Consider the following 26,453-nt stretch of genomic DNA (forward strand, 5'->3'; position numbering starts at 1 on the left):
CCCACATCCGATGGCGTTCTGACTTGGTGCGGGCGGTTTTCGTCTTTTCAGCCGCAGCCTCCTCCTGCTCGCGCATTCGAAGGTGACGCTGTTTGATTTATTCCTCATCTACTTGCGAATCCGGGATCCCGGCTGCTCTTGCTTCACAACGGATCTGTTTCAGATCCCAAATGCTCATGTCGGGGAACGTTGAGTCCCGCGTAGGAATCTCAAAATAGTCATCCAAGTCGGGGTCATAAAACCATACCGAGTTGAGATGTGCGTAGAATCTCCTGAATCTGAACAGGCGCTTCAGCTTGGGACTGTCAGGATCAGGTGCATTAATCCAACGCCGTAGCACATCGTGGTAATAAAAGATCTTCTCAATTTCAACGCCATACCGTTGCACCGTACGTTCCTCGAATGGCGTGAAGTCTAACTGCAATCGGGTACGGTCTTTAGGATCTTGGATCCGAGATTGCACGCCTACAGCTGGGTGTTTCTCTGTCCCCTCGAAAATTCCGATTCTGTAACGTTCGAGCGGCGACATCCCGAGTTGAGAGTGTTTTTCAGCGTGGTATGCCGCAATTCTCTCTATGAGCCATTGGTTGAATTCGGTTGGCGTGAAGATTGCTTTGGCCTCGGAGTCGTATGAACCACGCCTCTTTAGGATTTGAAAACGTCGTGCCGGGAAGAGAATGAACAGCCTGGGCGAGGGTGCCGCACCAGCGTTCGATGTGACCTCCGAATTTAGGATTTTTAACTGGGCGCCAGATCAGGTCTATCTTGTGATCTTTGCAAGCAACCTTCAACATTTTCATGCGAAACGCATTGTCCCCGTGTAGAGCGGTCATCTTTCCCCAGACAGGCCACTGTGCGTCAGAGCCGAACCCCGAAAGCCATGCTTCTTTGGGAAGAATGGAATGAGCAATGCATAGTCCTGTTGACATTGCACCCGGAGGATCAATTGAACTGTAGATACCAGTGACCATTCGGCTGCAGACATCGAACGTAAGCGTCAGCCATGGCCTCTTAATTGGTTTGCGATATTTCTCATCGACCAACATGATATCGAGCAACGTATGATCGATTTGGACAACGTCCAACGGGCAATTTGCTCCGGGAAAGCTTCCAAGAATTGGATCGAACATGTGCTCTGCTGCGCGGGCTCCGTGTGACCGTGAGTATCTTTGCCTTCTCGGAATCGCCAGAAAGCGATTCCTGACGGTGCCTGCGCTCGGAATCTCCATTGGCTTGAAATTTCCAGAAACTGAACCATCGCAACAAGAATCCTTATTATTTGCCTTTTCCTGTGCATTTGCCGCGGCTATTTTGTCCCTAATTGTTCTGTAGATTTCAGTAAAGTGCTTATCTTTTGGTTTGAGTTCTTTGAATGTATTAGAAACTAGGTCTTCAGTCCGCGCGTCAAAGGTCGTCGTCCTCGCATCCGATCTTTGCTTTCGACCGAGTGAAGAAAGGGTTCCGTCTCCTTCATAAGCGGCAATCCATTTATAGAGTGCATTGGGCCTGTAGTTGAATTCGGATGCTCTCGCCTCAACATCTGCTCGTGTCCGATTCCGACTGTTCAGGAGTGGTTTAATCACCTCTAATCTGAATTCGGCTATCTCTCGCCACTCGTCTGTAGGTTTGAAGCCGGTTTGGTTGGTTTCGGAGTCAACTTCACTGTCGCGACGCGAAAGGTGCGAGATCTCCACTTCTAACCGGCCCCCGGTTACGAGATCTTTAACCTGCACACTGTCGAAACCGAAAACCGCTTCTATTTCGACTGGCTGCCCTTTATATAACGCGACTTCTCCTAGTCTAAGAGCAAGACCGTGTATCGGATGTGTCATGAGAGGCTCTCGATCTTCGAATCCATCGTGAGTGGCTTGGATAGATCCGAGTAGATTTGAAATGTTCCTACCAGAGAGAAGGTAGTAAAAGCGCATTTTCTGCCGGATTATCCGAGATCCCCGCCATCAGTTCCCGTGGGGAAGTTATCCTTACTTTATCTATCGCTGAGAGAATGAATTGTTTAGAGGCGTGATCGGTTCCGCGTCGAACGAACGGCAGGAGGAATTTCACACAGTCAAGATAGGTCGTGCGAATTTCTTTTTCGGTCAGAATCTTGAACCTGAACCCTTCCATTGCCGTTGCGTGAACTGCGGCACGATACGCTTGCCGTAATTTATTCCAATCGGCCCAAAGGGAGCGGCGGAATTTTATCTCAAAGATGGTCGGCTTCCTCAGTCCATCGATGTATTCGACCCGACAGTCGGGAGTATACCGTCGGCGTCGTCCGGATTGATCTCGCCAGTTGACACGAAGCGGTTGTACTTCAAACGCCTTTACGTCAGGATCAAATTCCAGTAGGAGCAAAAAATCACGTTCCAGACTTGCTTCGTAGCCGGCCTCGCCCACGGCTTTTTGAGCGGAGATGATTCCGGTGATGCATCTGTAATTTTTGGGAATTTTACGCACAGGCATATGGTCCTCCCTGTAGACGCTCTTCGTATTACCTAAATAGGTGCGGACAAATCGGCCGATTCTCCGTGTCTTTCAGACAACAAGTTTCGGTCGTATCCGAGTACAAACAGGTCCAACATCGAGTGCTCACGCTTAAATCGTGATGGGCTGATTTCCATCGCGGAGGAATTCCAACCTTCGATCTGAACTGCGGAGAAAAGATCCCGGAACAACAAGCCTGGAAATCAGATGCGAGCACTCGTTCACAATGATGCTTCGAAGATGATCTCTTTTCGTTATGAATCGACGGATCTCAACTCGGACGATGATCACCGCTCTCCAAAAGGCACTTCCTGCGGTGTTGTTATTCGGGAACCCCCAAAGGGAATGTGCACTATAGTGCACCCAAGGAGTAGAGCATACACGCGACTATCAGGTAATGTCCACCGATATTCGCGTGAAGTTCGGCGACCGCGTACGTCGCTTGCGCAAGAGCAAGGGCATAACGCAACTCGAATTCGCTGAGTTGCTTGGGGTGGGACGCAGCTATCTCTCACAGGTAGAACGAGGTAAACGAGACCCAGGTTTAAGGTTGGTTAAGTCAATTGCGGATGGATTCAAGATTCCACTCGCCGATTTGCTGGGAAAACTTTGATTAGAAGTAAAGCACGGATAGGCAGGGTGTTGCCCTCAACTCTGTTCATGCTTTAGCTCGAATTGGGTTGAGGGCTACAGCCTCCGACTCGGAGGCCCTTCTGCCTGGGTGGCCAATATGGAACTGATCACAGAAGAGGCACTTGTACGCCACTATTTTCTCGCCGAGTCTATCTGATGCCTTGACTGCCACACGTTCAGCGTTTGCCCAATTGTGGTATGACTGCTTGCGCCTACAACTGCGCCTTTCATGACGGCTGCAAAAGGCGACACCTGGTTGTTTGCAGTCACGTGTCATATATCTGCACCGATCGTTCCGCATTTTGGGAAAGCCCGATCGGATGACACCCGAGACTCTTGTCTGGGTACTCGGAATGCCTGAAATCTATTGATGGTCTCCTTCTAGGTCAGTGCGGCTGTCCACTCCGTCTCTTAATTTCGAAAAATGCACTATGGTGACACCCGAATTTGCGAGCTTACACGCGAACATCAGGACATGTCCACCGCTTGCCGAATCGCTCGGGGTTCGCCGCAGCCGTCTCTGCAAAAATCAAAAGCCGAAAGCGTATCATCAATAACAACAACAGCTCTTCGGGCTATAGTTGGAGGCTTATGCCGCGATCCGAACAAACCGAAATGAGCCGCGATCTTATGCCAGCCGCTAGGTCTCAGGCAGCATCACCGAAGATAACTTTGTCGGGTGAGCACGCAAGTATCGGTAAATCCGTCATCATTCGTGGAGAGGTTTCGGGCTTTCAGTCTTTGTATATCGAAGGGAAAATTGAAGGAACTATAAATTTTCCCGATAATCGTGTGACCATTGGGCGAAACGGTGAAGTTGTCGCCGATATTCTGGCGGGGGAAATCATTGTGCTGGGCAACGTGCGTGGAAACTGCCAAGCCACTGACCGCGTCGATATTCGCAGCGAAGGCTCCATAACCGGAGACGTAATTGCAGGTCGCATTTCTATCGAAGACGGAGCGTGCTTCAAGGGTGGAGTCGACCTCAGGAAGCCTGGAACGTCTGACGTGCAAAGTCATGAAAGCCAGAAGCATGTGATCGCTGTTGAGGGCTCCCCCCTCGCTGCTCATTATGACGCACAAGCCGAAAATGAAATTTCGCAAGGAAAATACCAGACGCTTGATGATGACTCCGATTTGGAAGAACTGATTCCAAGGTGGCGCTCGACTGCGCCTGACCTAACCCCTTCAGTGAAAGGGTAGAACTTAGACAATTCATCGAGATTGCCTGCCTTACGAGTCTCCGTGTCCCGGTGCGCGGGTTGCATACAATCCCTTCATTGATCGCTGGTCTGCCGAGTGGCGCTCTGACTCGCTTGCGTTTTCCTCCGAGACGTTGGCTGTTGCATCATGCGTTTTGAGTATCCGAACTATCGCCTGTTGGGGGCCAAACCAGATCGCTGCCTATAAGCGGGTTACGGCTCTCGCCAGCAGGTCGTCCATACGACAGCCTCCACGACTCGATGAGCGCGAGCAGCCTGAGCGCAGAGTTCTTCCTCTTCGGATCCGACTTTGTCATCTCAATCAATCGTTCTCTCAGTTCGGTCGCAGTGCGTGGCTGCAACGTATAGCTATTCGATTGATCTCCGTCGGGTATGCGCTCGACGAACGCCTCTTCGATGGCTTTCTGTAGACGGTATGGCAGTTCCGGGCTGTTCTCGTCATCCAGCAGGTTGAGGCGAGGTCAGCAATGCCTTATCGTCCTTGAGGTGCACAATTACCTCCGATAGGAGCTCTCTTCTCGGATGATCGAGGCTTGCATCGCAGAGCGCGAGAATCCTTGACTTCATTGCGGGATGGCGTTGGGCAGCCTCGGCAATACGCGGAGCAAGAACCACATCAAGCTTCGAGATGTTCAGGCCCTGAATGCCAGGAAGCGTTGGGTCGATGACACTGAGGAGGATCTCCCGTGATCTCACGTTGTCGAGCACGGCAATCGCATCAAGCCATTCCTGGCCGAAGCGTTGGATGCTTTCATCCGCGTGAACGATCGATAACAGAAGATCAACGGCCTCTTCACGCCTGCTGTGACCCAATGCCTTCACAACTTTGCGCAAGCCTTCAGACCGCATTCTGATGTGATCGAGGTAGTCCGCTAATGTAGCGATACCCGCCGAGGCGTCCTCGACAAAGGGCAAAACTCCGAGGGCGATGCCTACAAGCGACAGATCGTTGTCAGATTGCCACTTGCTGGTGAGTTGCTCTACATACCGCGCCACGAGTGCATAGGTTTTGTCGTTCGGCAGGATAGCGCCCGCGAAAAGCAGTACCTCGAGTGTTGGAAGCACCTTCCAGCCGTCGAGCGTGCCATTTGTCTGTAGCGGTGAAGCCAGTATGTCGAGAATTAATGTCGACGAGTTGCGCCCATCCAGAATAGCCAGAGGTCTGACAAGATCCTTCAGACGCCAGATCACGGAACCCTCGTTCGCGACTCCGCCATCTGATTGGAGAAGCTCTACGATGTGCTTGCGAACGTACCCGACGGCCTCTGCTCGCCGGCTTTCGTCGAAGCCTTTGATGCCGTCAGCCGAACGTGCCTGCCAAATCTCCTCAAGATTCCGGGTCCAGGTTGCCGAGCTGTCTATCCGGGCGGTGTTCGGCAGATCCGTTGTCATCGCCCATGCGACCAACGCCCAGGCCACTTCCAGCTCAAATATGGGCTCGGGCAATAGCTTTGCTAAGAACGGACCTTCACTTTCGGATTTCAGATGTCGGATCGCCTGGACATACTGGTTGGTGTAACGCATCGCCGAACCTTCCGCGAGGGGCGTGTGTTCGCGCCGCGCACGAGCGGCGAGGCCGAGTTGGATCCGCTGAACGTCGGCCGCCATCAGGACCTCAATGTCGTTGATGTCTTCAGGGTCGCCGACCCGGGAGATTGCGAGGGCGACGTGTGCTCGGAGTTCACCGCGCGGATCGTTCTCAACGGTGAGATGGGGCACCGAGTTCTTGAGGTACATCCGTATCGCCTGCTGAGAAGTCTCGTTCAGAACCTCGTCCAGCTCAGGATCTTTATCGCGTCCGCCTTTCCACAGATCTGCAAAGACCGTGAGCTCGTTGAGCGAAAGTTCCGGGGAGAGAGCGGCAAAGACGCCGTCTGCTGTGGTCTGCGGGGGAAGCGAGCGAAGGAAGTCCTGGAGCTGGCGCTCAATCGCTGACAGCTGCTGAGCCAGTGCGATGTTCTCAAGCTACCGTACTGCATTTGCCGCCTGTATCGATTCATGGAGAGTGACCATGCGGCGAAAGATGCGTCCGGCGAGTGTCGCGTCAGCGCCTATCCGCAAGAGACCCTGAACGCCCGGTACGCGGACTTCGAACAGATCTTCTGTCTCGAGACGAACGAGCAACTCTTCCTTCAGGTCCTCGTCGATCGTCTTGATCAACGCAGACCAGTCCGCTGCGGCGAGCACTCCCGCCCGAACATTGCGGATGAGGAACGTCGAACGCCAGGCTTGATCAGAGGACAAGGTTTCGAGCAGCAGCCTCAACTCTCTTTGTGCCAGCGCCCTCATGCGTTCCGCACTGCATCCGTCCAGATATTCCATCAACACGGAGTGGGCGTCGGCCTGTCCCAGGAGCACAGCATTTGCTGCAGCGATGTACCGCTTCTCCGGATCTGACGAGTCTCTGAGGACTTTCTTGTAAACCTCGAGGGCGCGTGAGCGAAAGATGGAGTGGACAATGCGAAGAGGTGCGCCCTCAATGGCGGTCTCGAATGTCTCGTCATCGATCTCCGTCAACAGTTTTGTTGTCTCGGCGTCAGTGTTGACCCTCATGAGATCTTTGAATGCCCTTGCGCGCACCTTGACGCTGGGATCAGTCAATACGAATGCAGCAAGCTCGTGGAGTGGGGCGCCGATATGAAGTATTGCCGACGCGAAATGGAGTCGAGCCTCCTCATCCCAGCTCCGCACCTCGTGCCGCCACTCGGGCCCGAGACTCGATAGCCGCAAAGCCCTCGTCGACCGGTAGACCTCAAAGCGCGCATGATTGCCGGACTCTTTAAGCAGGGGGATGAGCTCATCCCGGAAGAGATCCGATCCCGTTGCGGTCATAGCAGTCAACGCGTATGAGCGGCGATGGTTCTCCGGGCTCACCCAAAGCCCGCGAATACTGGCGCTCAGTCTCCCCGCGGCGTGTTCCTGCGCAGGCGCGCTCGACAGACTGTACAACTCGGCAGCAAAGATCAGGTCGATAGTAATTGTCAGATCGAGCAGTAGGGAACCAGCACGGATCACGGGGCGATCCGTGCTGTCCAGAGTCGAATCCGCAGCCAAATCCCCGGCCAGCATATACAGCGGTTCAGACCACGCGGACTGATTGATGTGTTGCTTCTGGAAGGCTCGAGCCGCCTCGGTCGTGGCAGCCTGATCCAGCGGCAGCTCCGGGTCGGCAAGCAACCGCCGTAGTTGCACCTTCAGAAACTCCGCCGCGTAATACTCCTGAAGTTGCTGGTGTTCGAACTGGTATGCCGGGTGTGGGTATTCCATCCGTTCCAGGACGTGCCGGGCGGTGAGAGCTTCAAGTACCTGGTTGCCTGTGAAGGTTCCGTCGATCAGGTCCGCGTCGCGCATTCTGCGCAAAGTCCGGATCAGCAGCTGTCTGACCTCCGCTTCGGCCAGATGGGTTTGTCCCTTGGAGGTCATTTCGGCCGCTATCGCTGTCAGGAAACTTCCAGCCTCCCCATGCAGCGGGCTGCTCTGCAAAATGGCGTGATAAGCGGGATCATTCTCGAGGAGGCGGATCACCTCGCGCAGGACACCCATTTTGGTATTGGGTACATCCTGGCCGGCAGCAGCGATCGATACCACTCGGGACAAGAAGAATGGAGTGCGTGTGAGTTCATCGAGTACAGGATCGTGGTCCAGTTTGCTCAGAAGGGCAGTAGCGATATCGGGAGTTGGGCGGGAGACATACTCAGCTCGTTGTTTGCGGGTGAGCAGCTTCAACCTCGTGCGGCCTGTGGTGCCCGGCAAGGGGGCGTTACCTGCCGGACGCGGGTTGCCACCAGCATTCCAGCCGATCTGTAGTCTCTGGCGAGGTTCGCGAGACCCGTAGTAGCTCGTTCCAGATCAGACTCTGCAATCTCGTTCCATCCGTTCAGGAGGAATATGACCGGCTGCGAACGATAGAGCCTACCCAGCATCGTCGCATCGATGGAACGGGTTCTAAAGGGCTCCATTCCAGCGATGAACTCCAGAATGTCCGCCGCACCTTGCGCCCAGGCCGGAAGGTGGATGAGAAACGCCAGAGTGCCTGCTGCCGCTCTGCGTTCGGCTATATGGGTCAAGGTCGTCGTCTTGCCACGGCCGGCGGGGGCCTCCATTGTCATTCGCAACCCCTGGAGTAGTAGATCTTCAAATTCTGCGAGCTCGACGACTGCGGCGGTCTCCTGACCTTGGCTGGAGAGACGATTTGCACTCAATTCGATGAGCGGTTCACCCTCGACTCTCGCCTTCCATGAGGCGTTCACGTCGGCGATAGCCTGGCGAGTAGCTTCGAGCGTTTCTTCGATCGCTGGAGGGATGTCTACGTGGATGTAGAGATGATTGGCACAAAGTGCAGCGTTTCCTGGAGAGAGGAGAGCGGTAATGACATGTTCACGAGACATCACGATCAGCGTGACGCCATATTGGCGTTTGACCTCCTGAACCCAGCGCTCTACTTTTCTTTTGCGCTTCTCCCCGACCTGATTGGGCGTGACGAAGTAGAGGACCCCAAGGTCCTTGAACTCATTCTGGGCTTCCTCGATGTCGCCCTTGACCTTGGATAGAGTGGCCGTAAGAGAGCAGGCAACTCCCCTGCCGCGACCATCCGGAAATTCGCCTCCGGGAGCGTAGCCGTCAAGCCCTAAATCGGCCTTCTTCTCATGGGCGACCAGCTTGTCACACTTCTGTGTAGCCAGAATCACGCCAAGCGATTGAAATCGCGATCCATCCTCGTGGTCGATCAGATCGGCCAGCGCTTGCTCGACTTGTGTCCGCAGTATGACGCCGCTCATCCAAAGATGAGTATACGGGCCGATGAGAACACACCTATGCTTTCACCGATTGGAGCCGGCCCTGTCGGGACCGGATCAGGAGCTGATGACTTGTGACTCCGTTGGCAGACCGGCTAGCCGCCAGCCCTGGAACCCGCCCTCCACATCCGTAGCTCGCCGCAGTCCGAGTTCCTTCAGCGCCACGGCGGCAAGGCTCGATGTGTAGCCCTCAGAGCAAATCACAATCACCTGCAGATCATGATCAGTTGCGATCGGCAGCCGCGCGCTGGATGACGGGTCGAATCGCCACTCGAGCACATTGCGTTCAATGATCAAGGCTCCCGGGATTGTGCCTTCGAGCGAGCGCTGCTGTTCAGGCCGGATGTCTACGAGGACCGCGCCCTTTCGAGCAACGGCATCGAAAGCGTCCAGAGGAGAGAAGCGGCGTAGTCGGGAACGAGCGGCAGCCAAAGTCTGCTCGATGGTCGGCGGCCCAGCATGTGTTGTTCCCACCCGCTCCAACGCCTGGCCGCGCAATATCAACTCATCTCCATCCAACTCGTACTCATTCATCTCACTAAGTGGAGGCGAGTACGCATGAATGCTGATGGCCGGCGCCGTGGAGGTGTTGCGAACGTCGTGCGCATAGTCAGGGCCAAATGCGCGTGGCGTGTTCGGAGGAATCATAACGGCCGGCTCGCCGGGGCGATACTCTTCCAGAGCGCCGGTGATTACGACGAACGCGCCCGAAGAGTTGCCGTGATCATGGAATCCCGTCGATTGCCCCGGCATCCAGCTGATCGCCCAGATGTCGTAGTCAGGGCCAAGGTGCATCCGTTCGTACCAGCGGCTCCCGTTGCGCAGCCGGACTCGATCCAGCCATCCGCCTGTGGCCGCGAATCGAGAAACGATATCGGCAAGTTGTTTCGGTGTTTGCGAGAGGGCAGGGGAATGGCCGTCGATCGAGGCTCCCACTATGCTGGCGTCACGGAAGACCTGTTCTTCAGTTGTAAGGTACAAGGCATTTCTCCGAAGCTGAACCGCTCGAAACAAACTCGGCCTAGATGCCGACTTGTTGGCGGATTGCTAATGAACCATCGATGAGTTCTGGGATGAGTTTTGGAGAGGGCGTATCAGAATCTCTGGACCTATCGCAGCTCACCCGAGGACGGGCTGGTAGCAGCGACAACAATGAATCAGAGGAAACGCCATACTCTGACGCTAGCATGGCCTAAAGATGGGGGTCACTAACACTTCCATATCGGAGAGAGCGGTAGAGCGCAGTCTGTCTGAGGTCGCAAGCCGTGTGTTTCGACCTCCATTGATGCACGACTTTGATTCTTGAAGAGTTTCTTGGAAAATTGCTCGCGGAGCATGTTAGCGGGAGGCCTTCCATTTCATCGCTTTCTCGAAAGTCCATTTGAGGGCCTTGCGGTCTTCCAACTTCGTCTCAAAACGACTCCAGAGGACTGGATCCTCTAGGCGGGCATCTCTGACAGTCCTTCGAGTTGGCTGTTCCCTCCATTCGCTGGAAAAAGCGCACCAGTTGCTGGTTCTCAAAACAGATTCCTGCCTGCAGTGTTCTATCACGAAGCCTGTCGATGGCTTCTCTGTAATCGGGTTCGAGGAAAAGCACCATTTCGTCAAATGTCGGCATGCACAGCGTGTAGAACTCGTCCGTGAGTGCAGCGTTTCGCAGATACCAAAGCTCTTTGTAGGATCCGTTCCATTCCCTCATTCGAACCTGCGATGATAATCTGCCTTGGCGCATTGATATTCCCAACGAAGACAGGATGTTCTGCGGTGTTTTCGGCCTCGACTAACTTAGCGACTTGCGTTTCGCTGAGTCCAACAATCGCAGATAGGCCATATCCTGTCGGATACAGCTGTTCCATTTGCTCCGCGCGCGAACGCACCAGACGCACGGCGTCCGAGAGCGATATCGAGTCTGCAGCAACCGCCGCCGAGAATGCTCCGACCGAGAGGCCCGCGACAGCCAACGGTGCAAGCCCGCTCTGTCGCAGTGCTCTTGCGGTGGCGACGCCGGCCGTCAAGATCGCCAATTGAACAGAAACTGCGGATTGCAGGGCTTCGGGCGTGTCGAGTTTCCGAACATCGAGTCCCAACACTTCGCTGACCTCAGACAAGACTTCGTCAACTGCGGGATGCCGGACAAGTTCGTGGAGCATTTGGAGCTTCTGGGAACCCTGCCCGGGAAAGAGGAGGGCAGTCTTCATTTTTCGTCCTTAATCACAGAAACGCTCCAGGGATCTGTTGCGAGTTGCCTGCTCTCGGGTAACCGTACAAGGACTTGTCCTGTCTCCTCGCGAGCATATTCTTCGAGCGAAAACCCACAATAGAGAGTCTCGACACGCACATCCACCTTTACTGCTGCTACCTTCATGACACTCCAGAGCTCGCGGGCAGTCTCTCTGGTGAATCGAGTTGGAGCGAACAGAGCGATGTCGAGATCGCTGGTCCCGGTTACCACCTGCTGGCCAGTTGCCAGTTCAAAACCAACGCTGCCCACCGGCCCCCAATCCAGTTCTGATTTATCCAGTTGTCCTTCAAGCCAGGATAGAGCTGCGAGAGCAGGAACCACGATGCGGGTGCGACATGCCATGTGAAAGGAAAGCTGTGAAGGGTGAAGTCTCTCTTTTACGTTTGCAACATCAGCGAAACCGCCCCAACGCTGCTGTCGATTGATGCCGCGTATTCCTACGGCTACGAGTCCGTCCGGAGCGATCGCTCGACGCACCACAACCCAGAGATTGCTGGCTGGGGAGGAGCTAACCCACGCCGGTTTGGCCACGTCTGCGGAACTCACAATGCCTGCTCGTAGAAGGAGAAGGTCGTGGACGCGAGGCGAATATTGATCAGTCGGAAGCATGGGCACTCAGAAGAGCCTTGCCGCAAACAGCATCCAGAGTGCCAGGGTGGCCCAGCCGAAGAGATAAGTACCGATCAATCCCGAGCTTGCAACCTCCGGAGTAGAATCGAAGCCTTTGCCGAAGACTAGGCCAAAGAAACCGCCGGGAATGGCGCTGATCACGGTGATGTTCCGCAGATCGTCGTGATCCATCCGAAATAACAGCATCATGCATAAGGCGAATAATGGCTGCCCCACAAGCTTTAGAAGTGTGGTGATTGCGACACCGCCGGTGAATCGGAAGCTCTGCGCGGAGACTACCAAACCGGTAAGGACAAGCGCAGAGCCGGTCGCGGCGCTGCCTAATGTCGTGAGTGTGCCTTCGACAAACGTAGGCAGATGAATGTCGAAGAAGGCTCCAACCAAAGCCAATAGAGGGGCCCAGACAACCGGACGAAAAAGAGCGTGAGGAAAGCTACGCAAGATCTGCGCGATGGAGATATCGCGTCCACCGGACCGCTTATCGGCTTCGAGAAGCGCCAAGGTGAGAGGCGAGATCGTGATCGATCCGATTGCGATCGACAATGCAGCAGTGATGATCGATTCGGAACCGTAGGCTCCCTTGAATAACGGAAGAGCTATTGCGGCCGAATTTGGGAAGCCAATGGTAAGAGCTAATACGGAGGCATCAGAAAGCGACAGGCTCAGCCCTCTGCGCGCCCAAATGTAGCTAATCAGATACAGGACACAGAAGACCAGCGTGATCATCAGGGCGGCGGGGACATGGCGTAGCAAATCAGCTTGCGATGAGCCAATAATCGTTGAGAACAGAGCGCAGGGAATCGCAAAGCTCATCACCAGCACGATCAGATTGCGGACATTCCGGTTGTCCATCGTACCGCGCCGGCCTGCGACATATCCGAGAAGCAGTCCGGCGAATATCGGGATGAGTGTGTCAAGTAAAACCTTCGTCACGACGGCTCCCTATGCGTTCTGCCACTGTGCTTCCAGCGCAGCGCGGACGGCAATCCCAGCCTTCCGCGTCTGCTTAGCAGCATCGGACTGAAGCCGATTGCTGAGGTCGGTTGCACCTCGGCGTGCATCCTGAATAGCGCCGATCAGCTCATGCTTGATAGCTTCGACGTCGGCCGCTGTGGGATTCTGGGGATCGTCCACGTGAAGCAATTTGTAGAGCAGTCCAAGCCTGGCGTAGTCGTGGACGTCATAAGACATCGGAGCAATCTGATGCCCAAGCTCTTCGAGTTCATCGACCGAGCGACGCGTGATTCTCGCCGCCGCTTCCTTGTGCATCGCGTGAATCACAATGCCAGAATCATCGAAGGATAGGATGCGATTCGCTTGATAGCCATGAGTAAGAAATCCGCCGGAGAAAGCTTGTCCCGCGACAAGCGAGATCACGGGATGTCCAGCCATCCGCGCCGAAGCATAGGCATCGGAGGACGCTGCCGCGGCGAAGAATATCCCGGCCGTCTCTTCGCGGCGCCCATAAGCCTGGCTCTTAACGTCGACGATCGCGATCACTGTACGCTTTTGTGCTCTGGGCTTTTCACGATCTTCGGCTATAACTCTACGCAGGTGATGAGCCAGGGTGAACGCTTCCTCGAGACCCACCTGACCATCTCGCACACACGGAAAGCGGCTGGATGGATTAGGTACGACACAAAGGAACAATGCGATCTCATCGCCGATCTGAGAATTAGAAGCGAGAACGGTTCCGGGGTCTCCGGACACCGGTTGATTGTTACCCGTCAGCGCCTCAAACCAAACCCTTCCTCGCAACCCGATGTGTTCACTCATCGCAGCCCTCCCGTTGTTGTGTTGTTCCATTCCCGGCGCAGGCTAATTGGATCGATCTGCGCAGACGTATCCAGGGCAGTGATTCGATCGCGGTAGAGCTCTACTTGTTGGCTTCTGTATTCGGGTAGAAGATCAGCCTGGACGTATTCACGGATTGTGGCTTTGATCTTCTCGGCGTCATCTTCGACGAGGGCATCTGCCAGCCCCATCCCAACACGCTGCTCTCCACCGTGAATGGCCCAGATGAGCGCTCTGTCGGAGGAATCGAATTCGTCGATACCCGACTCCTGCTCGATGACCTCAGGGCCATTGAGACCGAGTCGCGCCTCGCGTGTCATCACAACGTAGCTCGATACTCCGGCTGCAAGGGACATGCCCCCGAAGCAGCCAACTGTGCCGGCAATCAAGGTAATCACTGGAGCATGTGGACGCAAGGCGAGCACTGACGAGATCACTTCGGCTACAGCCGCTAATCCAAGATTGGCTTCCTGCAGACGAACTCCGCCGGTCTCGAGCAAAAGAATGGCAGCTGTCCTTTTACCAGCTACGGAGTCTTTGGTGGCGAGATCAAGGGCCGCGGCCATCTTTGCACCGGAGACCTCTCCGATACTGCCGCCTTGAAAAGCCCCTTCGAGAGCGATTGCCACGGCGGCCATGCCGCCGATTTTGCCCTTGATGACGATGCAACCATCGTCAAACTGTGGAGCGACACCTTGCAGAGGCAGCCAGGGAGATTCCATCCTGTCAAAGGGACCAACCAGTTCCTTCCAGGTGCCCTCGTCGAACAGGCTCTGGGCCCGTTTGCGGCCGTCAACTTCAATGAAGCTTTTACGGCTTACGAAATCCGGAATGGTACTTGTCTGGTTCATTGACTTATCACCTCCACCGCTTGTTCCAGCCGAAGCATGACGCTTCCTGGAGTTGCGCCGGCATCGTTGATCCGGATGCGTACGGCTCCGTCGAACTTTGAGAAGAAGCGATCGAATACAGCCTTCCAGGAACGCTGAAAGCCATCTACGCTGGTCGTGATCGAGACGTGGGCACCTTCGCTCTGTGCCGGCTCCATGAGAACTTCCATATCACCGGAGCCGACGACTCCAATATGAGCCTTCTTCGTGATGCGACGTTTCGCCGCCGGATAGTCGAACTCAATTTGCTCCATAGGGATCTCCCTCCGAAAGACTATTGTCCTCTTGCACTGCGTATTGACCTCGTTCCAGGGCGTCCAAAAAGAGAGTGGCGGCCAGAATATCCGCACTGCCCCCCGGAGAAATGGTTCGGATAAAAAGTTCGTGATCGAGCTGGAGCATTGCCTGATCTCCAGCGGCGCTTCCGGGACCGCCTGCGTGCAGAATGTCTGAAGCGCCCTTCTGTACGATTGTCAGTCCTTCCGCCCCGCCACGATAAAGAACGCAGGTATCATCGAGGCGAGCCATGATGTCGAGAAGCGCTGACAATCTGCTATTCGTTTCTGTGCAGCCTTTCTTTCTTGCCGCAAGCAGAGCGGGGAGGCCGATGTGAACGATGTGGGGAAAGTTTGCAATGGCTTCACCGCGTGCTCCGGTCACGCCATAACGGGCTCGAACCATGTCGCCGTGCGATACCAGTTGGGGGCGAACGCTATCCGGCAAAGATGCCAGAAGGCCGGCACCTTTCGCGATCGTGTCCGGATTTGATTCGATGTCCTGGCCTGCTGCCGTTACCAGCAGGCCCAGAATCCAGATCGCTCCTTTGTGGGAGTTGCTTCCACCAGTTACCTGAAGCATCGCGAATTCAGCAGCGCGTCCGATGGCGGCAACCTCGGTACGCAATGCATTGCTGAATGGCATGGATTGCGCAGCCCTCGCCATATCTGCAAAGAAGGGAGCTATCGCTGACGCAGATCGCCGCATAAGATCTAACGAAAGATCGGAGTGCGCTCCAGTTCCTCTTCGATCCACCAGCCCTGGCTTCGGAGTGAGTTCAGCTTCGGCGACCAGCGCCTGCCGTGCCAATTCCGCGAGATGCTCGGCGGCAAACACTTCTCGAACAGGTGCGACCTGTCGAAAAATTGGAAGCACGTTTGCCATTACCAGCTCCTGAACTTTGCGGGAGGTTGATACAGTCCACCGGACCAGGCGACCAGGTCTTCCATACTGCGGGCCGCGAGAAGGGCGCGATTTGCCTGGAGCCGCTGCACTCCAATGTCTTCCGGGTATGCAACGATGCCTTTGCGACGAAGTTCAGCCGTCTCGGCGGGCTTAGCATTCAGACCAACGGGGCTAATGCCTGCAACGGCTGCTAATGCTCGACGGCGCTCCTCGATTCCTTCCGTCTTATAGAGGTAAGCGATCCCTTCCTCAGTGACGACATGGCTGACATCATCGCCATAGATCATGATCGGCGTGATGGGCATGCCAGCTTTCTTTCCAACTTCAACCGCATCGAGCGTTTCGACGAAGGCAGGAACTCCACCTTTGGAGAAGGTCTCCAGAGTCTGGACGACAAGTTTTCTGCCGCGAGCGTTCGGGCTCGGGTTCGTTTTGAGGTCGAGCCACGCAGGTGTCGAATGACGGCGCCCGTGGGGGTCATGTCCCATGTTCGGCGCGCCCCCGAAACCGGCCAGACGGCCAGTTGTTACGGTCGATGAATTGGCATCGCCATCCATCTGCAGGGTTGCACCGATAAAGGCGTCGACAGCGTACTGTCCGGCAAGCTGGCACAACACACGGTTGGAGCGGAGACTTCCGTCACGGCCGTTAAAGAAGATATCGGGTCTGGCGCGAATGTAGTCATCCATGCCGACTTCGCTGCCAAATGAGTGGACGCTCTGGACCCAGCCGCTCTCGATGGCCGGGATAAGCGTCGGATGCGGATTGAGCGCGAAGTGCCGGCAGATTTTCCCGCGCAGTCCCAACGACTCTCCATACGTCGGCAGCAACAGTTCGATGGCCGCGGTATCGAAGCCGATGCCGTGATTGAGCGACTGGACCTGGTGCCGTTCATAGACACCACGAATGACCATCATTCCGGTAAGGATTTGAAGCTCAGTGATGTGGCGAGGGTCGCGGGTAAAGAGCGGCTCGACTGCGAAGGGTTTGTCGGCTTCCACAACAATGTCCACCCAGGACGCTGGAATGTCTACGCGTGGGAGCTTGTCAACGATCTGGTTTACCTGGACGATAACAATCGCATCGTGAAAGGCTGCGGCCTCCACAATCACCGGCGTATCTTCAGTGTTTGGGCCTGTAAACAGGTTTCCTTCCTGGTCAGCCTGTTCGGCGCATACCAACACGACGTTAGGGACAAGGTTAACGAGTAGTCGGGCATAAAGCTCAACATAAGTGTGAATTGCACCGATCTCGAGGACGCCATCCTCCAGAAGCTGGGCTACTCGAAGGCTCTGGGGTCCCGCAAACGCGAAGTCCACTTTCTTCGCGATACCGAGCTCAAAGAGTGTCAGATGCTCGGGCCGGCTGATGCTTGAAATGATGAGGTGAAGGTCGCGGATCTTCTTCGCATTGACCTGCACAAGGGACCGGGACAAAAAGTCGGCTTGTTTCTGATTGTCACCCTCCATGACGATTCTGTCACCCGATGCTATGACCGACTCAAGGGCTTCAACGATCTTTTCCTGTGCTAATACTGGCCCCTTCATCCATGGCTCGACTGACTGCATGCGTCGCGCTTTCTCATCGCGACGAGTCGTCCAGGAGACTGGACGCTGCTGCTGCGTCTGCTCACTCAAGCTGAGGTTTGTTTTCATGATGCGGTTCTCCACTCTCATTTGTTGACATGCCCTAATTTTCTAGCAAATCGGACACTCTCGCATCCGCACCGGCTTTCCACAAGATTGATATCTCATGAACGGTCAGCAGATTGATCGTCTGATAAGACTTCAGGTTGTTGTCGCGTAATAAGGTGCGCAAGGACAACCTCGCACGCAAGAGTCGCGATTTGGCAGACGCCTTGGAAATGCCCAGAGAATTAGCTATCTCCTGCATTGAATACTCCTGCGAATATCGAAGCTCCACTGCATTTCGAAGATACGGACCCAACCGAACAATTGCTTCCCTTAGCAGTTCCGATCTTTCGTGTCTCATATAGACGCGCTCAGGATCTTCCCTGAGGTCCCGCATTTCCCATCTATCATCGGATCCACAACAATGGTCGTCAACGTCGATCGACTGGTCATTGTTTGCGCGTTTCTTTCTCAAAATCGTAAGCGACGTGTTGATTGCGATTCTGGTGATCCACGACGAAAAACTCGATCTGCCTTCAAAACTATTCAGATGAGTAAATGCCTTAAGTAAAGAATCCTGGAGTGCATCCTCCGAATCTTCCCGGTTTTTGGTGATCCGATATGTCGTTCGCCGGATTGCACGGAAGTGACGGTCTCTGAGTTCAGCGAAGGCGTTGACATTTCCGTCTTGTGCGGCCACGACCAACCACTCGTCGCTCATCTCCTTTAAACTGTGGCTGATTACAGTTTCGTTGTTTGCCAGTATTGGTTGAGTCATTGGGATCGTCCATTCTTACGGTCTAACCGCAGGCGATAGCATCTTGGGCGCGCATGGATTGGATAGGCGTCGGTTGCATATAGTAGTCCGAACTACTTCGAGACCGCACGTGCAGCATTCTCAATTACATCTGCAACTTTCTTGGGATGCGACACATAGACGCAATGGCTGGCGCCCGCGACTTCGACCGTATGGCTATGAGCTCGCTTGGCATACCATCGTTCAAGGTCAGGGTTGATGGTTCTGTCTTTTGCCGCTACCAACATCCAGCTTGGTTTGCTTCTCCACGCCGCCGTCGTGATGACTGCCTTGAAATTCTCCGCCGCGTTGAGTACCTGCGATCGCGCCATGAATGCCGCCTGCTCCGCAGAAAGATCGGCTGCAAAGTACTCATGAAACTGCGCGGGATCGAGGTACGTGAATCCATCTGCCGTCTTCTTGAGCGCACTAGACTTGCCGAGGTCACTCGGAAAGCGCTTCCCGTCGTCTCCTTCGTTTTCCCCAGCGTCTGGCATGTGCGCTGCAACGTACACCAATCCGGCAACTGATGGATCCGTGCCTGCTTCCGTAATCACGGATCCCCCATAGCTGTGGGCGACAAGGATGCTCGGTCCGTCTTGCAGTGCGAGGATCCGCTTCACGGCGGTCACATCATCCAGGAAGGACGTCTCCGGCTCTTGGACGATGCTGACATTGAAGCCGTCCTTGACGAGAATGTTGTAGACGCCTTTCCAGCCCGAACCGTCCGCCCAGGCACCGTGGACGAGGACGATGTTCTTTACTTCAGACTTCTGAGCTTGTAACTTCGGTGTGCTCGATAAGGCAGCAGCACACAACATCGTGGCGAATAGGGCAAATTTATTGACCATACCTATCTCCAGTTGCTTCTTTGTTGAGTTCTGCAGCGCGTTTTCAAAGACTCAGACCGTCACTGCTGGTGAGGCTCTCATCCAACGGTTGCCTCTGATGCCTTACCCTTTGAAGAACGCAGCTTCCTTCGCCGTGCTCAAGTCCCTTGAAGATCTCGCGAACACTGTCTGTAATTTGCCATTTGAAACTCTCCTTGTCCTTTGCGATTTGTCTTCTGCGCTTTTGCAATTAGATAAGCAGGTATCGTGCCAATTGCTAAGTTGCTGAAAAAGAGCCAGCGTCATCATCAGAGTCATGCTGCACGCTCAGCAAAATGACGAGCGCTCAGCAGAACGTGCTGGAATCAAAGACTGACCGGCGACGGATGGACTTACTTTTCGAGTGGTGTGGTCCAAGGATAGACAAGAGAATTTGGGGGCAGGCGCCGCTCGTCGGGAGCGAGAGTCTTTCCAATTAGGACGATTGATGTTTCAGACCGTACTTGCTAATTTTCAAACGCCTGATTTTCGATTCAAGTGTTTGTCGCGGAATCCCGAGTTTGGCAGCCGCGCCTGAAGGTCCGGAAATGCGGCCATGGCAGTCAACGATAGCAGCTTCGATCATCCCTACTTCGCGATCTGACAGCGTCGAAAGCCCTTCGCGCGGCTGCCGAGACTCTGCCGACTCACGTTTTAGCCAGCTCTCATCAACGAAGAATGTGTCCGTTTCACCTAGAATGACCGCCCGTTCCACGACATTCTGCAATTCACGAATATTACCTGGCCAGCCGTAGGCTGTTAACTGCTCCAGTGTTTGCCTACCGATATGTCGGATTTTCTTGCCTGCCGCCTTAGCGTAACGCCCAACGAAATATTCGACGAGCAATGGAATATCCGCCGCTCGCTCGCGGAGCGGTGGAACAACAATCGGAACAACATGGAGTCTGTAGAAAAGATCCTGGCGGAAGGTTCCAGCAGCGACGGCAGCAGGCAGATCCCGGTTCGTGGCTGCTATTAGCCGGACGTCTACCGGAATCGGATGGTTGCTTCCCACTCGCTCAAACTCGCGCTCCTGTAGCACGCGCAGGAGCGCGATCTGCGTCTCCATCGGGAGATCGCCGATTTCATCAAGGAACAGTGTCCCGCCGTCAGCGGATTCAAATCTTCCCAGACGTCTCTGCAGGGCGCCCGTGAAGGCGCCTTTCTCGTGCCCGAAAAGCTCAGAGGCAATCAGTGATTGAGGGATGGCGGCGCAGTTCACACGGACGAAGGCTCTCGCTGCACGGTTCGATCTCCGATGGAGCGCGCGCGCAATCAGTTCTTTACCTGTTCCGGTTTCGCCGAGGATGAGAACGGTCGAACCCGACGGTGCGACTTTTGCCACTTGCTTCAACACCTGGCGCATGGGTTCGCAAGAACCTACAATTTCCTCAAACATCGAGAAGCGATCGATTTCTTCGCGCAACGTAACGTTCTCGTTTTGGATGCGCTGCTCCGCCACCTTGCGATCCTCGATGTCGACTGCCGTCGCATACCAGCGCACGAGGCGTCCCTCTTCGTCGCGGAAGGGGTTATAACGAAGGAGGAACCAACGATACTTGCCGTCTTTTCCGAGAACCCGCTGTTCGGTCTCAAACGGAACACCATTTAGGAGCGCGTTTTGCCGTACTTCTTTGAACATCTCGGTGTCTTCAGGATGAACGACGCGATCGCGGAAACTTTCCGCCCGCACCTCCTCAATCGACAAACCGGTGTACTCGAGCGCTACTCGATTTGCATAGACCGGCCGGCCATTGGGACCCAAGACGACAATCACTTGCGCTATGGCATCGGCAATGTGGCGAAGTTCGTGATCATCTCGCCGGCTCTTCTCCTCCGCCTGTTTTGCTGCGGTGATATCGGTCACGGCACCTACAAATTCAAGGTTCCCAGATGAGGTCGTCAACACGCGAGCGGAAATGTGGAGGTGCTTGATTGAACCGTCCGGCATCAGCAAACGGTGTTCAAGATCAAAGTCGGCTTTTGCTTCACACGCTCGGTCGAGGGTTTGCTGCACGAGATCTTTGTCGTCGGGATGAAATCGCGGCAGTATCATCTCCAGCGTAGGCTTTACCGCTCGATCGAGTTCAAAGATATTGTAGGTTTCCGCCGACCAGTAGATTTCTCCGCTGGCCACACTCCAGCCGAAGCTGCCAGTGTGGCTTATGCTCTGCCCCTCAGTGAGGAAAGCTTCGCTGCGTTGCAGATCTGAATAGAGGCTGGCGTTCTCCAGCGAAATTGCGGCTTGCGAAGCCAGGAACTGCAGCACGGCAACCCGGTCCGGCGTGAAGGCGCACGCAGTCAGATTGTTCTCCAGATAGAGTGCGCCGACAAGCTGCGCCCGCTCGACGATGGGCAGGCAGAGGATGGACCTGGAGCGATTCTGCCGCACATATTCGTCCTTTGAATACACGTCGTCGGCCGAAGCATCATCCAGAAGCACGCTCTCCTGCGTCCGGATCACGTAATGCAGCGCGGATTGAGGGAGATCAGACGGTGTAACCTGCTCCTGGCGAACGACCATCTCGATCCTGCCCGGACCAGTAGTGGCTTCGGCTTCTATCCGCGGCTCGCGGTCCCGAATCAGGATCAACAAACCCCGCTCGGCCCCGGCATGCTCCACCGCGATTCGCACGAGCTTCTCGATGAGACTGGAGAGGACCATCTCACTCGAAAGTGCCTGCGAAGCTTTAACCACAGTCTCGACGTCGAGCTGCCCTACGGGTGGCGCAATCGCGGTCGAGGAGGTGTGAGTCCGTTCGTCGCGAAGGCGCGGGTAGAGTTCGTCGAGTTGCTTTACTTTTCCGTCGGCTCCCCAACGCGCATAGAGAGACCGAGCCTCCTTGAAATACGCCTTTGCGACCTTCTCCAATCCCCGGGCTCGATAGAAACCCGCTGCCAATTCGTTGGCGAGCGCTTCGTTGTGAACAAAACCATTCGCTTGTGCGGAGCGGATGGCATCTTCGTAAAGTTTTTCGGCGTCGAGCATGCGGCCTTCGATGCGCGCAATTTCCGCCCCCACCAGAGCGGCGCGGTTTTCGAAATTCTCCGGGCAGTTTTCCGCCCATATTTGGAGCTGTTTGTAGTGAGCTTCGAGAGCATGGTAATGCTCCCGGCTTTGGGCCGCCGTTGCACAATCGCAGAACGCTGCACGGGCGAGCGCGCTGTAAAATTCATACTCTGCCGGCGCAAAATTCGGTAATGTCGCAAGCAGCGGCCGGGCCTTCAATGAGGCCTCGATGGCAGAAGCAAAGTCACCGGCAAAGAAGTGCGCTTGTAGCTTTCGGACCCAGTACCCCCAATGGGCCGCCGGCGGGTAGCTCTCCAGATGACGCTCGAACCCTATTTCGTCGAACTCTGCATGCTCAAAGGAACCGAATTTTGTCGTCAGGCCCCTGAGCGTTCGGATAAGACAGAGCTGCAGATTGGCCATGTCAGTGGCGAAACCGATCTTCGCCTTCTGTGCAAAGCGAAGGCCATTCTCGACTTCCCTTTGCACTTCAGCGAGCGGATCTCCCGTCGCGATAAGCAGGGTGTTCAGGCTGATACGGCTGTACGCTGCGTAGGTGAGGTCGCCGATTGTCTTTGCAATCTCGAAGGCTTGACGCGTCACATTACAGCAAGCCGAGAGATGCTGCATCCATGGCATGATGCCATTTGCGAAAGCGGCATAGGTCGCAGCCTGGAAGCGCTTCAAACCACGCTTTTCAACCAGATCATAGCCGAGCTGAGCGAATCGAAATGCATTCTTGTAGTCGCCGAACCTATGCCCCGCTACGAAGCTAAGCCAAACATAGTGGACACACGAACCGTCGTTGTTGCCGTGCTCGATGCTGAGACTAACCGCCCCACAGACGACCAGGGCAAAAAGATTCGTATCCGTAAACATTGCAGAGCTCAATACCTTAGTCAGAACATCCAGAGTCGCGATAGACGTGGGGTCGCTCATCAGTGGGAAGTCCATAACTTTCTCGATCTCGCGACTTCCGAGCCGTGACCAGATCCGTTCGTATTCGCTTCGTACCTGTTCCTCCGTTGGCTGGAGGGGCCAGTCGATACCGAGATGGTGCAGGTAGTCGAGGCCAATGGCGATTGCACGGTTCGTCTGAGAGATCGCCATATAAACATCGATACCCAGGCACGTGGCCATCGCTAGTTCGACGGTATTTGAGGCACGCGATCGAAGCATTTCCACGCGCTCGGCCGCGATGGCCAGCTCGCCAGTCAGGAACTCGCATTCGGCCCGCTGCAATTCCAGTTGGAAAATCAGATCGTGGTTGCGCTCCCAGGCCGCATCCGTCAAAAGCGCTTGGCCAGCGACGAAATACTGAAGAGCTGAGGCGTAGGCGGTAGACCCCTTGGCCCGTTTGCCGGCGATCAGGTTCAACTCAGCTACCTGGAAGCGCTCCTCTTCTGAAACGATGAGCTCAGCTCCGCGATTCAACTGATTGACGATCTCGAATACGGCCTCCTCACGCTTTTCAGGCGGGGTGTGCGCATGGAGCAATCGCCCGATTCGTAGATGTGCTTCAGCGCGGGCTTCTTCCGCAATAAGCGAATAGGCTGCTTCCTGTATGCGGTCGTGCGCAAACCGGTAAGAGTTCTCCGAGCGGACAATCAGCTCCTGGTGGAGAGCCTCCCATAGTTCCGCTTCGGTCTCTTGCTCGGACGCCTCAAGAACAGCAGAAAGTGTGGCGGCTTCGGCGCTGTTTCCAATGCAGGCAAATTGCTGCAGGGCCTTTTGAATTGCAACTGGAAGCCGGTTCAGTTTTGCAACCATAAGGTCTACAACGTTGTCGGTATAACCCTTAGCCCGAATGGCATCCAGATCCCAGCGCCATCGGGCATCTCTATGGTCGAAAGTGATGAGCCCCTCTTCAACCAGGGCATGGATAAACTGACGGACAAAAAACGGGTTGCCGGAAGTCTTCTCGTGCAAGAGTTGCGCCAGCAACAGCGCAGGCTGCGATTCACAATGGAGGGCATCTGCAATCAAGTGTGCCAAATCGGCGGGGCTCAGCGGCGTCAGACGGATCTCCTGCTCAGCGGCTCCGGCCTGACGGATTGCTGACAGCTTCCGCATCAGCGGATGCGCCGAGTCGACCTCGTTGTCTCGATAAGCGCCGACCACGAGAAGGTGTGCCAGATCCTGCTGGACCAGCAAATCCTCTAGAAAGTCGAGTGTTGCCACGTCAAGCCATTGCAAATCGTCGAGAAACAGGACCAGCGGATGTTCAGGGCGCGCGAAAACGCTGATAAACCGCCGAAATGCAAGATAGGAGCGAGTTTTCGCGTCTTGAGGCGGTAAAGCGGCAACAGGCGACTGCTCTCCGATGATTAGCTTCAATTCAGGGACGAGATCGATAAGGAGCGATCCATTCGGACTTAACGCCAATAGAAGGTCATCCCGCCATTTGCTCAGCTGGCCGTCAAGCTTACTCATCAGTGGGCGCAAAAGGCTCTGGAAAGCTTGCGCCACAGTTGCGTAAGGAATATCGCGCTTGTACTGGTCGAACTTGCCTGACGCAAATAGGCCACGCGGCGGAACAAGGGATTTGCGAAGTTCATTGACAACAGCGGATTTGCCAATGCCAGAGTATCCGGAGACAAGAACCAATTCCGGCCTTCCGCCGGCAACAACACGCTCGAACGCCGCAAGCAGAGCATCGACTTCGCGCTCCCTCCCGTAAAGCTTCTCGGGTATCAGCAACTGGTTTGGGACATCGTGTGTCCCCAGCTGGAACGGTTCAATGCACCCTCTCGATTCCCAGTCCCCGAAGCACTTTTGAAGATCGGCCTCAACGCCTAAAGCGGTCTGATAACGGTCCTCGGCGTTTTTGGCCAGGAGCTTCATAACGATCGCAGACAATGGCTCGGGCACTGCAGCGCGATCCCGAGGCGGTCTCGGCCGGCGTGCAATGTGGCAGTGGACCCATTCCAGGGGGTCGGCTGCGTCAAATGGCAGTGCGCCGGTAAGCATCAGATACAAGGTGACGCCCAGGGAGTAAAAATCGCTGCGGGCATCGACCGAACGGTTCATGCGGCCGGTCTGCTCGGGTGCCATGTAGGCCAGCGTGCCGGAAATAATCTCCGGCGGTGCGGGCGGCTGGAGCTCGCGGGGCAACCGCGATGCAACCCCGAAGCCAGTAAGCCATACGCAGTCGGCGTCGTCGACGAGCACGTTTTCAGGCTTGATGTCCTTATGTATGAGTCCGTGCCGATGGACTTGGCAGAGCGCCGTCGTCAAGCCGATCGCGATGCGCAGGGCGCGGGTCAGATCGAGCGGTTGTCCCTGGCCTCGCTCAAGAATCAGATCCAGAGGATCACCGCCAGGGTCTTTGAGTACGAGGATCGCTCGCCCTTCGTGACGAGTGAGCGCCAGAGGCTTGGCTGCCCATGCGGAATCGACTTCGCCTGCGAGCGAGTATTCGTGCTCCAGCCGCCGGAGACTCTGAGGCGATGGGTGTTCTGCCGCGAGCGCCACTACCAGAACGGGGGATGGGTTGTCCTGCTGCCGGCCGCGGTAAAGGGTGAAGTCCGCAGCTTCCCGGAGGGGTACGAGCACGTACCCAGAGGGCTTTGTTCCGGAAGGTGTCCTCGTCGCCACGGCTGCAGCTCCCAGATCCCGCGCGTCTTGCGAAAATGGAATCCCAAGTGGCAATGTAGTCATGTGGATCCCCCGAGCCAATTGCGCTTATGGCAGTCGCAGTCTTTCCGTATTCGAGCTTCGAATTGTCTCGGGCATTCAGGGATTGCTACGTGCCTTCGCTTGGGTCGAGCCATGTCTGCCATGCTCGATACTTTTGAAGTGAGTATCAAGGAAGGTTCGGAAGATTGTATTCCCCAAAGGAATGGATTTTCAACGCCATTGACTGGTGCGTATCGGATACCACTATTTAGGGGTTTGATGCCCAAGTATGTGTACAGCATCCAGCAATCGCCGGTGACATGACGTTCTGCTCTCCGTGCGCTTCGGGCACGTACAGCTATCAACAGCTAGCCTCAGGTTCAGCGAGCCAGGCAACTGGCTGAGTCCTCGTCATTTTGCCGAAAACGCAGCACCAAGAATCGATCTCGTCCATTTTGCTTCAGTTGTTTACGAATGGCCCTCGGCATGCCTACCCGGATGCTGCAGGAACGTGGATTCGCGAATCCGTTACCGATGATGAGTTGATAAAGAGGAGCAACTAATGACTTCTTCACCTTCCATCCGGGTTACTCGCGCTTTCAATGGGATTGGCGTTGTCTATGCTGACCGCTTCGCCAGGCGGGCCATGATC

At 55.3% G+C, this 26,453-nt stretch carries 21 protein-coding genes; 2 read left to right on the forward strand and 19 right to left on the reverse strand.

Annotation, left to right across the window (positions count from 1 at the left end; all coding sequences use genetic code 11):
• Positions 1-97: 97 nt before the first annotated feature.
• The 3 genes from HDF14_RS27395 to HDF14_RS04985 form a co-directional block, all read right to left on the reverse strand.
• Positions 98-529 carry a Mu transposase C-terminal domain-containing protein gene (locus tag HDF14_RS27395; RefSeq protein WP_183974133.1) on the reverse strand — a complete coding sequence of 144 codons (432 nt, stop codon included), beginning with the start codon at positions 527-529 and terminating at the stop codon, positions 98-100.
• A 19-nt stretch (positions 530-548) separates the two neighbouring features.
• Positions 549-1,832: a helix-turn-helix domain-containing protein gene (locus HDF14_RS04980; protein ID WP_183974135.1), complete on the reverse strand. Its 1,284-nt coding sequence runs from the start codon at positions 1,830-1,832 to the stop codon at positions 549-551.
• A 67-nt stretch (positions 1,833-1,899) separates the two neighbouring features.
• A complete protein-coding gene (locus HDF14_RS04985; protein ID WP_183974137.1) occupies positions 1,900-2,466 on the reverse strand; it encodes a TnsA endonuclease N-terminal domain-containing protein in 567 nt (188 codons plus the stop codon).
• A gap of 418 nt (positions 2,467-2,884) precedes the next feature.
• Here HDF14_RS04985 and HDF14_RS27400 point away from each other — a divergent pair, with 418 nt between their 5' ends.
• Together HDF14_RS27400 and HDF14_RS27135 are read left to right on the forward strand one after the other, a co-directional pair.
• Positions 2,885-3,100: a helix-turn-helix domain-containing protein gene (locus HDF14_RS27400; protein ID WP_183974139.1), complete on the forward strand. Its 216-nt coding sequence runs from the start codon at positions 2,885-2,887 to the stop codon at positions 3,098-3,100.
• A gap of 611 nt (positions 3,101-3,711) precedes the next feature.
• A complete protein-coding gene (locus HDF14_RS27135; RefSeq protein ID WP_183974141.1) occupies positions 3,712-4,323 on the forward strand; it encodes a bactofilin family protein in 612 nt (203 codons plus the stop codon).
• A gap of 145 nt (positions 4,324-4,468) precedes the next feature.
• Here HDF14_RS27135 and HDF14_RS27405 read toward each other — a convergent pair whose 3' ends face one another.
• The 16 genes from HDF14_RS27405 to HDF14_RS05070 form a co-directional block, all read right to left on the reverse strand.
• Complete coding sequence (locus HDF14_RS27405; protein WP_406707188.1) at positions 4,469-4,792, reverse strand: hypothetical protein; 324 nt, start codon at positions 4,790-4,792, stop codon at positions 4,469-4,471.
• Complete coding sequence (locus HDF14_RS05000; RefSeq protein WP_183974142.1) at positions 4,782-6,080, reverse strand: hypothetical protein; 1,299 nt, start codon at positions 6,078-6,080, stop codon at positions 4,782-4,784. Before HDF14_RS05000 ends, HDF14_RS27405 begins: the two co-directional genes overlap by 11 nt.
• A gap of 228 nt (positions 6,081-6,308) precedes the next feature.
• Positions 6,309-8,096 carry an NACHT domain-containing protein gene (locus tag HDF14_RS05005; protein WP_183974144.1) on the reverse strand — a complete coding sequence of 596 codons (1,788 nt, stop codon included), beginning with the start codon at positions 8,094-8,096 and terminating at the stop codon, positions 6,309-6,311.
• Positions 8,066-9,121, reverse strand: coding sequence for a hypothetical protein (locus HDF14_RS05010; protein WP_183974146.1), 1,056 nt, complete (start codon positions 9,119-9,121; stop codon positions 8,066-8,068). Before HDF14_RS05010 ends, HDF14_RS05005 begins: the two co-directional genes overlap by 31 nt.
• 75 nt (positions 9,122-9,196) lie before the next feature.
• Complete coding sequence (locus HDF14_RS05015; protein WP_183974147.1) at positions 9,197-10,120, reverse strand: rhodanese-like domain-containing protein; 924 nt, start codon at positions 10,118-10,120, stop codon at positions 9,197-9,199.
• Positions 10,121-10,743: 623 nt separating this feature from the next.
• On the reverse strand, positions 10,744-11,337 hold the full coding sequence (locus HDF14_RS05020; RefSeq protein WP_183974149.1) for an ACP S-malonyltransferase: 594 nt from the start codon (positions 11,335-11,337) through the stop codon (positions 10,744-10,746).
• The gene (locus HDF14_RS05025) at positions 11,334-11,990 is read right to left on the reverse strand and encodes a malonate decarboxylase holo-ACP synthase (RefSeq protein ID WP_183974150.1); all 657 of its coding nucleotides are present in this window, start codon (positions 11,988-11,990) and stop codon (positions 11,334-11,336) included. The genes HDF14_RS05020 and HDF14_RS05025 overlap by 4 nt, the downstream gene beginning before the upstream one ends.
• A 6-nt stretch (positions 11,991-11,996) precedes the next feature.
• Positions 11,997-12,944, reverse strand: coding sequence for an AEC family transporter (locus HDF14_RS27140; protein WP_183974151.1), 948 nt, complete (start codon positions 12,942-12,944; stop codon positions 11,997-11,999).
• A 9-nt stretch (positions 12,945-12,953) separates the two neighbouring features.
• Positions 12,954-13,787 carry a biotin-independent malonate decarboxylase subunit gamma gene (gene mdcE / locus HDF14_RS05035; protein ID WP_183974153.1) on the reverse strand — a complete coding sequence of 278 codons (834 nt, stop codon included), beginning with the start codon at positions 13,785-13,787 and terminating at the stop codon, positions 12,954-12,956.
• On the reverse strand, positions 13,784-14,656 hold the full coding sequence (locus HDF14_RS05040) for a biotin-independent malonate decarboxylase subunit beta (RefSeq protein WP_183974155.1): 873 nt from the start codon (positions 14,654-14,656) through the stop codon (positions 13,784-13,786). Before HDF14_RS05040 ends, mdcE begins: the two co-directional genes overlap by 4 nt.
• Positions 14,653-14,949 carry a malonate decarboxylase subunit delta gene (locus HDF14_RS05045; RefSeq protein WP_183974157.1) on the reverse strand — a complete coding sequence of 99 codons (297 nt, stop codon included), beginning with the start codon at positions 14,947-14,949 and terminating at the stop codon, positions 14,653-14,655. Before HDF14_RS05045 ends, HDF14_RS05040 begins: the two co-directional genes overlap by 4 nt.
• Positions 14,936-15,856 (reverse strand): triphosphoribosyl-dephospho-CoA synthase, encoded by a 921-nt coding sequence (locus HDF14_RS05050; protein ID WP_183974159.1) that lies wholly within the window; start codon positions 15,854-15,856, stop codon positions 14,936-14,938. Before HDF14_RS05050 ends, HDF14_RS05045 begins: the two co-directional genes overlap by 14 nt.
• Positions 15,856-17,532, reverse strand: coding sequence for a malonate decarboxylase subunit alpha (mdcA, locus tag HDF14_RS05055; RefSeq protein WP_183974161.1), 1,677 nt, complete (start codon positions 17,530-17,532; stop codon positions 15,856-15,858). Before mdcA ends, HDF14_RS05050 begins: the two co-directional genes overlap by 1 nt.
• A 34-nt stretch (positions 17,533-17,566) precedes the next feature.
• On the reverse strand, positions 17,567-18,286 hold the full coding sequence (locus HDF14_RS05060; RefSeq protein ID WP_183974163.1) for an RNA polymerase sigma factor: 720 nt from the start codon (positions 18,284-18,286) through the stop codon (positions 17,567-17,569).
• A gap of 92 nt (positions 18,287-18,378) precedes the next feature.
• Positions 18,379-19,155 carry an alpha/beta hydrolase gene (locus HDF14_RS05065; protein WP_183974165.1) on the reverse strand — a complete coding sequence of 259 codons (777 nt, stop codon included), beginning with the start codon at positions 19,153-19,155 and terminating at the stop codon, positions 18,379-18,381.
• A gap of 454 nt (positions 19,156-19,609) precedes the next feature.
• The gene (locus tag HDF14_RS05070) at positions 19,610-25,843 is read right to left on the reverse strand and encodes a sigma 54-interacting transcriptional regulator (protein ID WP_183974167.1); all 6,234 of its coding nucleotides are present in this window, start codon (positions 25,841-25,843) and stop codon (positions 19,610-19,612) included.
• Positions 25,844-26,453: the final 610 nt, after the last annotated feature.

The sequence above is a fragment of the Tunturiibacter gelidiferens genome (genome assembly GCF_014201335.1).
GTDB lineage: Bacteria > Acidobacteriota > Terriglobia > Terriglobales > Acidobacteriaceae > Edaphobacter > Edaphobacter lichenicola_E.

Bases quoted from the DNA above. Each gene is read 5' to 3' on its own strand.
- HDF14_RS27395 (WP_183974133.1), bottom strand. From the start codon at position 529: ATGTCGCCGCTCGAACGTTACAGAATCGGAATTTTCGAGGGGACAGAG.
- HDF14_RS05060 (WP_183974163.1), bottom strand. From the start codon at position 18,286: ATGACTCAACCAATACTGGCAAACAACGAAACTGTAATCAGCCACAGT.
- HDF14_RS27135 (WP_183974141.1), top strand. From the start codon at position 3,712: ATGCCGCGATCCGAACAAACCGAAATGAGCCGCGATCTTATGCCAGCC.
- HDF14_RS05070 (WP_183974167.1), bottom strand. From the start codon at position 25,843: ATGACTACATTGCCACTTGGGATTCCATTTTCGCAAGACGCGCGGGAT.
- HDF14_RS05040 (WP_183974155.1), bottom strand. From the start codon at position 14,656: ATGAACCAGACAAGTACCATTCCGGATTTCGTAAGCCGTAAAAGCTTC.
- HDF14_RS05000 (WP_183974142.1), bottom strand. From the start codon at position 6,080: ATGTACCTCAAGAACTCGGTGCCCCATCTCACCGTTGAGAACGATCCG.
- HDF14_RS05010 (WP_183974146.1), bottom strand. From the start codon at position 9,121: ATGAGCGGCGTCATACTGCGGACACAAGTCGAGCAAGCGCTGGCCGAT.
- mdcA (WP_183974161.1), bottom strand. From the start codon at position 17,532: ATGAAAACAAACCTCAGCTTGAGTGAGCAGACGCAGCAGCAGCGTCCA.
- HDF14_RS05050 (WP_183974159.1), bottom strand. From the start codon at position 15,856: ATGGCAAACGTGCTTCCAATTTTTCGACAGGTCGCACCTGTTCGAGAA.
- HDF14_RS05045 (WP_183974157.1), bottom strand. From the start codon at position 14,949: ATGGAGCAAATTGAGTTCGACTATCCGGCGGCGAAACGTCGCATCACG.
- mdcE (WP_183974153.1), bottom strand. From the start codon at position 13,787: ATGAGTGAACACATCGGGTTGCGAGGAAGGGTTTGGTTTGAGGCGCTG.
- HDF14_RS05065 (WP_183974165.1), bottom strand. From the start codon at position 19,155: ATGGTCAATAAATTTGCCCTATTCGCCACGATGTTGTGTGCTGCTGCC.
- HDF14_RS04980 (WP_183974135.1), bottom strand. From the start codon at position 1,832: ATGACACATCCGATACACGGTCTTGCTCTTAGACTAGGAGAAGTCGCG.
- HDF14_RS05020 (WP_183974149.1), bottom strand. From the start codon at position 11,337: ATGAAGACTGCCCTCCTCTTTCCCGGGCAGGGTTCCCAGAAGCTCCAA.
- HDF14_RS04985 (WP_183974137.1), bottom strand. From the start codon at position 2,466: ATGCCTGTGCGTAAAATTCCCAAAAATTACAGATGCATCACCGGAATC.
- HDF14_RS05025 (WP_183974150.1), bottom strand. From the start codon at position 11,990: ATGCTTCCGACTGATCAATATTCGCCTCGCGTCCACGACCTTCTCCTT.
- HDF14_RS27400 (WP_183974139.1), top strand. From the start codon at position 2,885: ATGTCCACCGATATTCGCGTGAAGTTCGGCGACCGCGTACGTCGCTTG.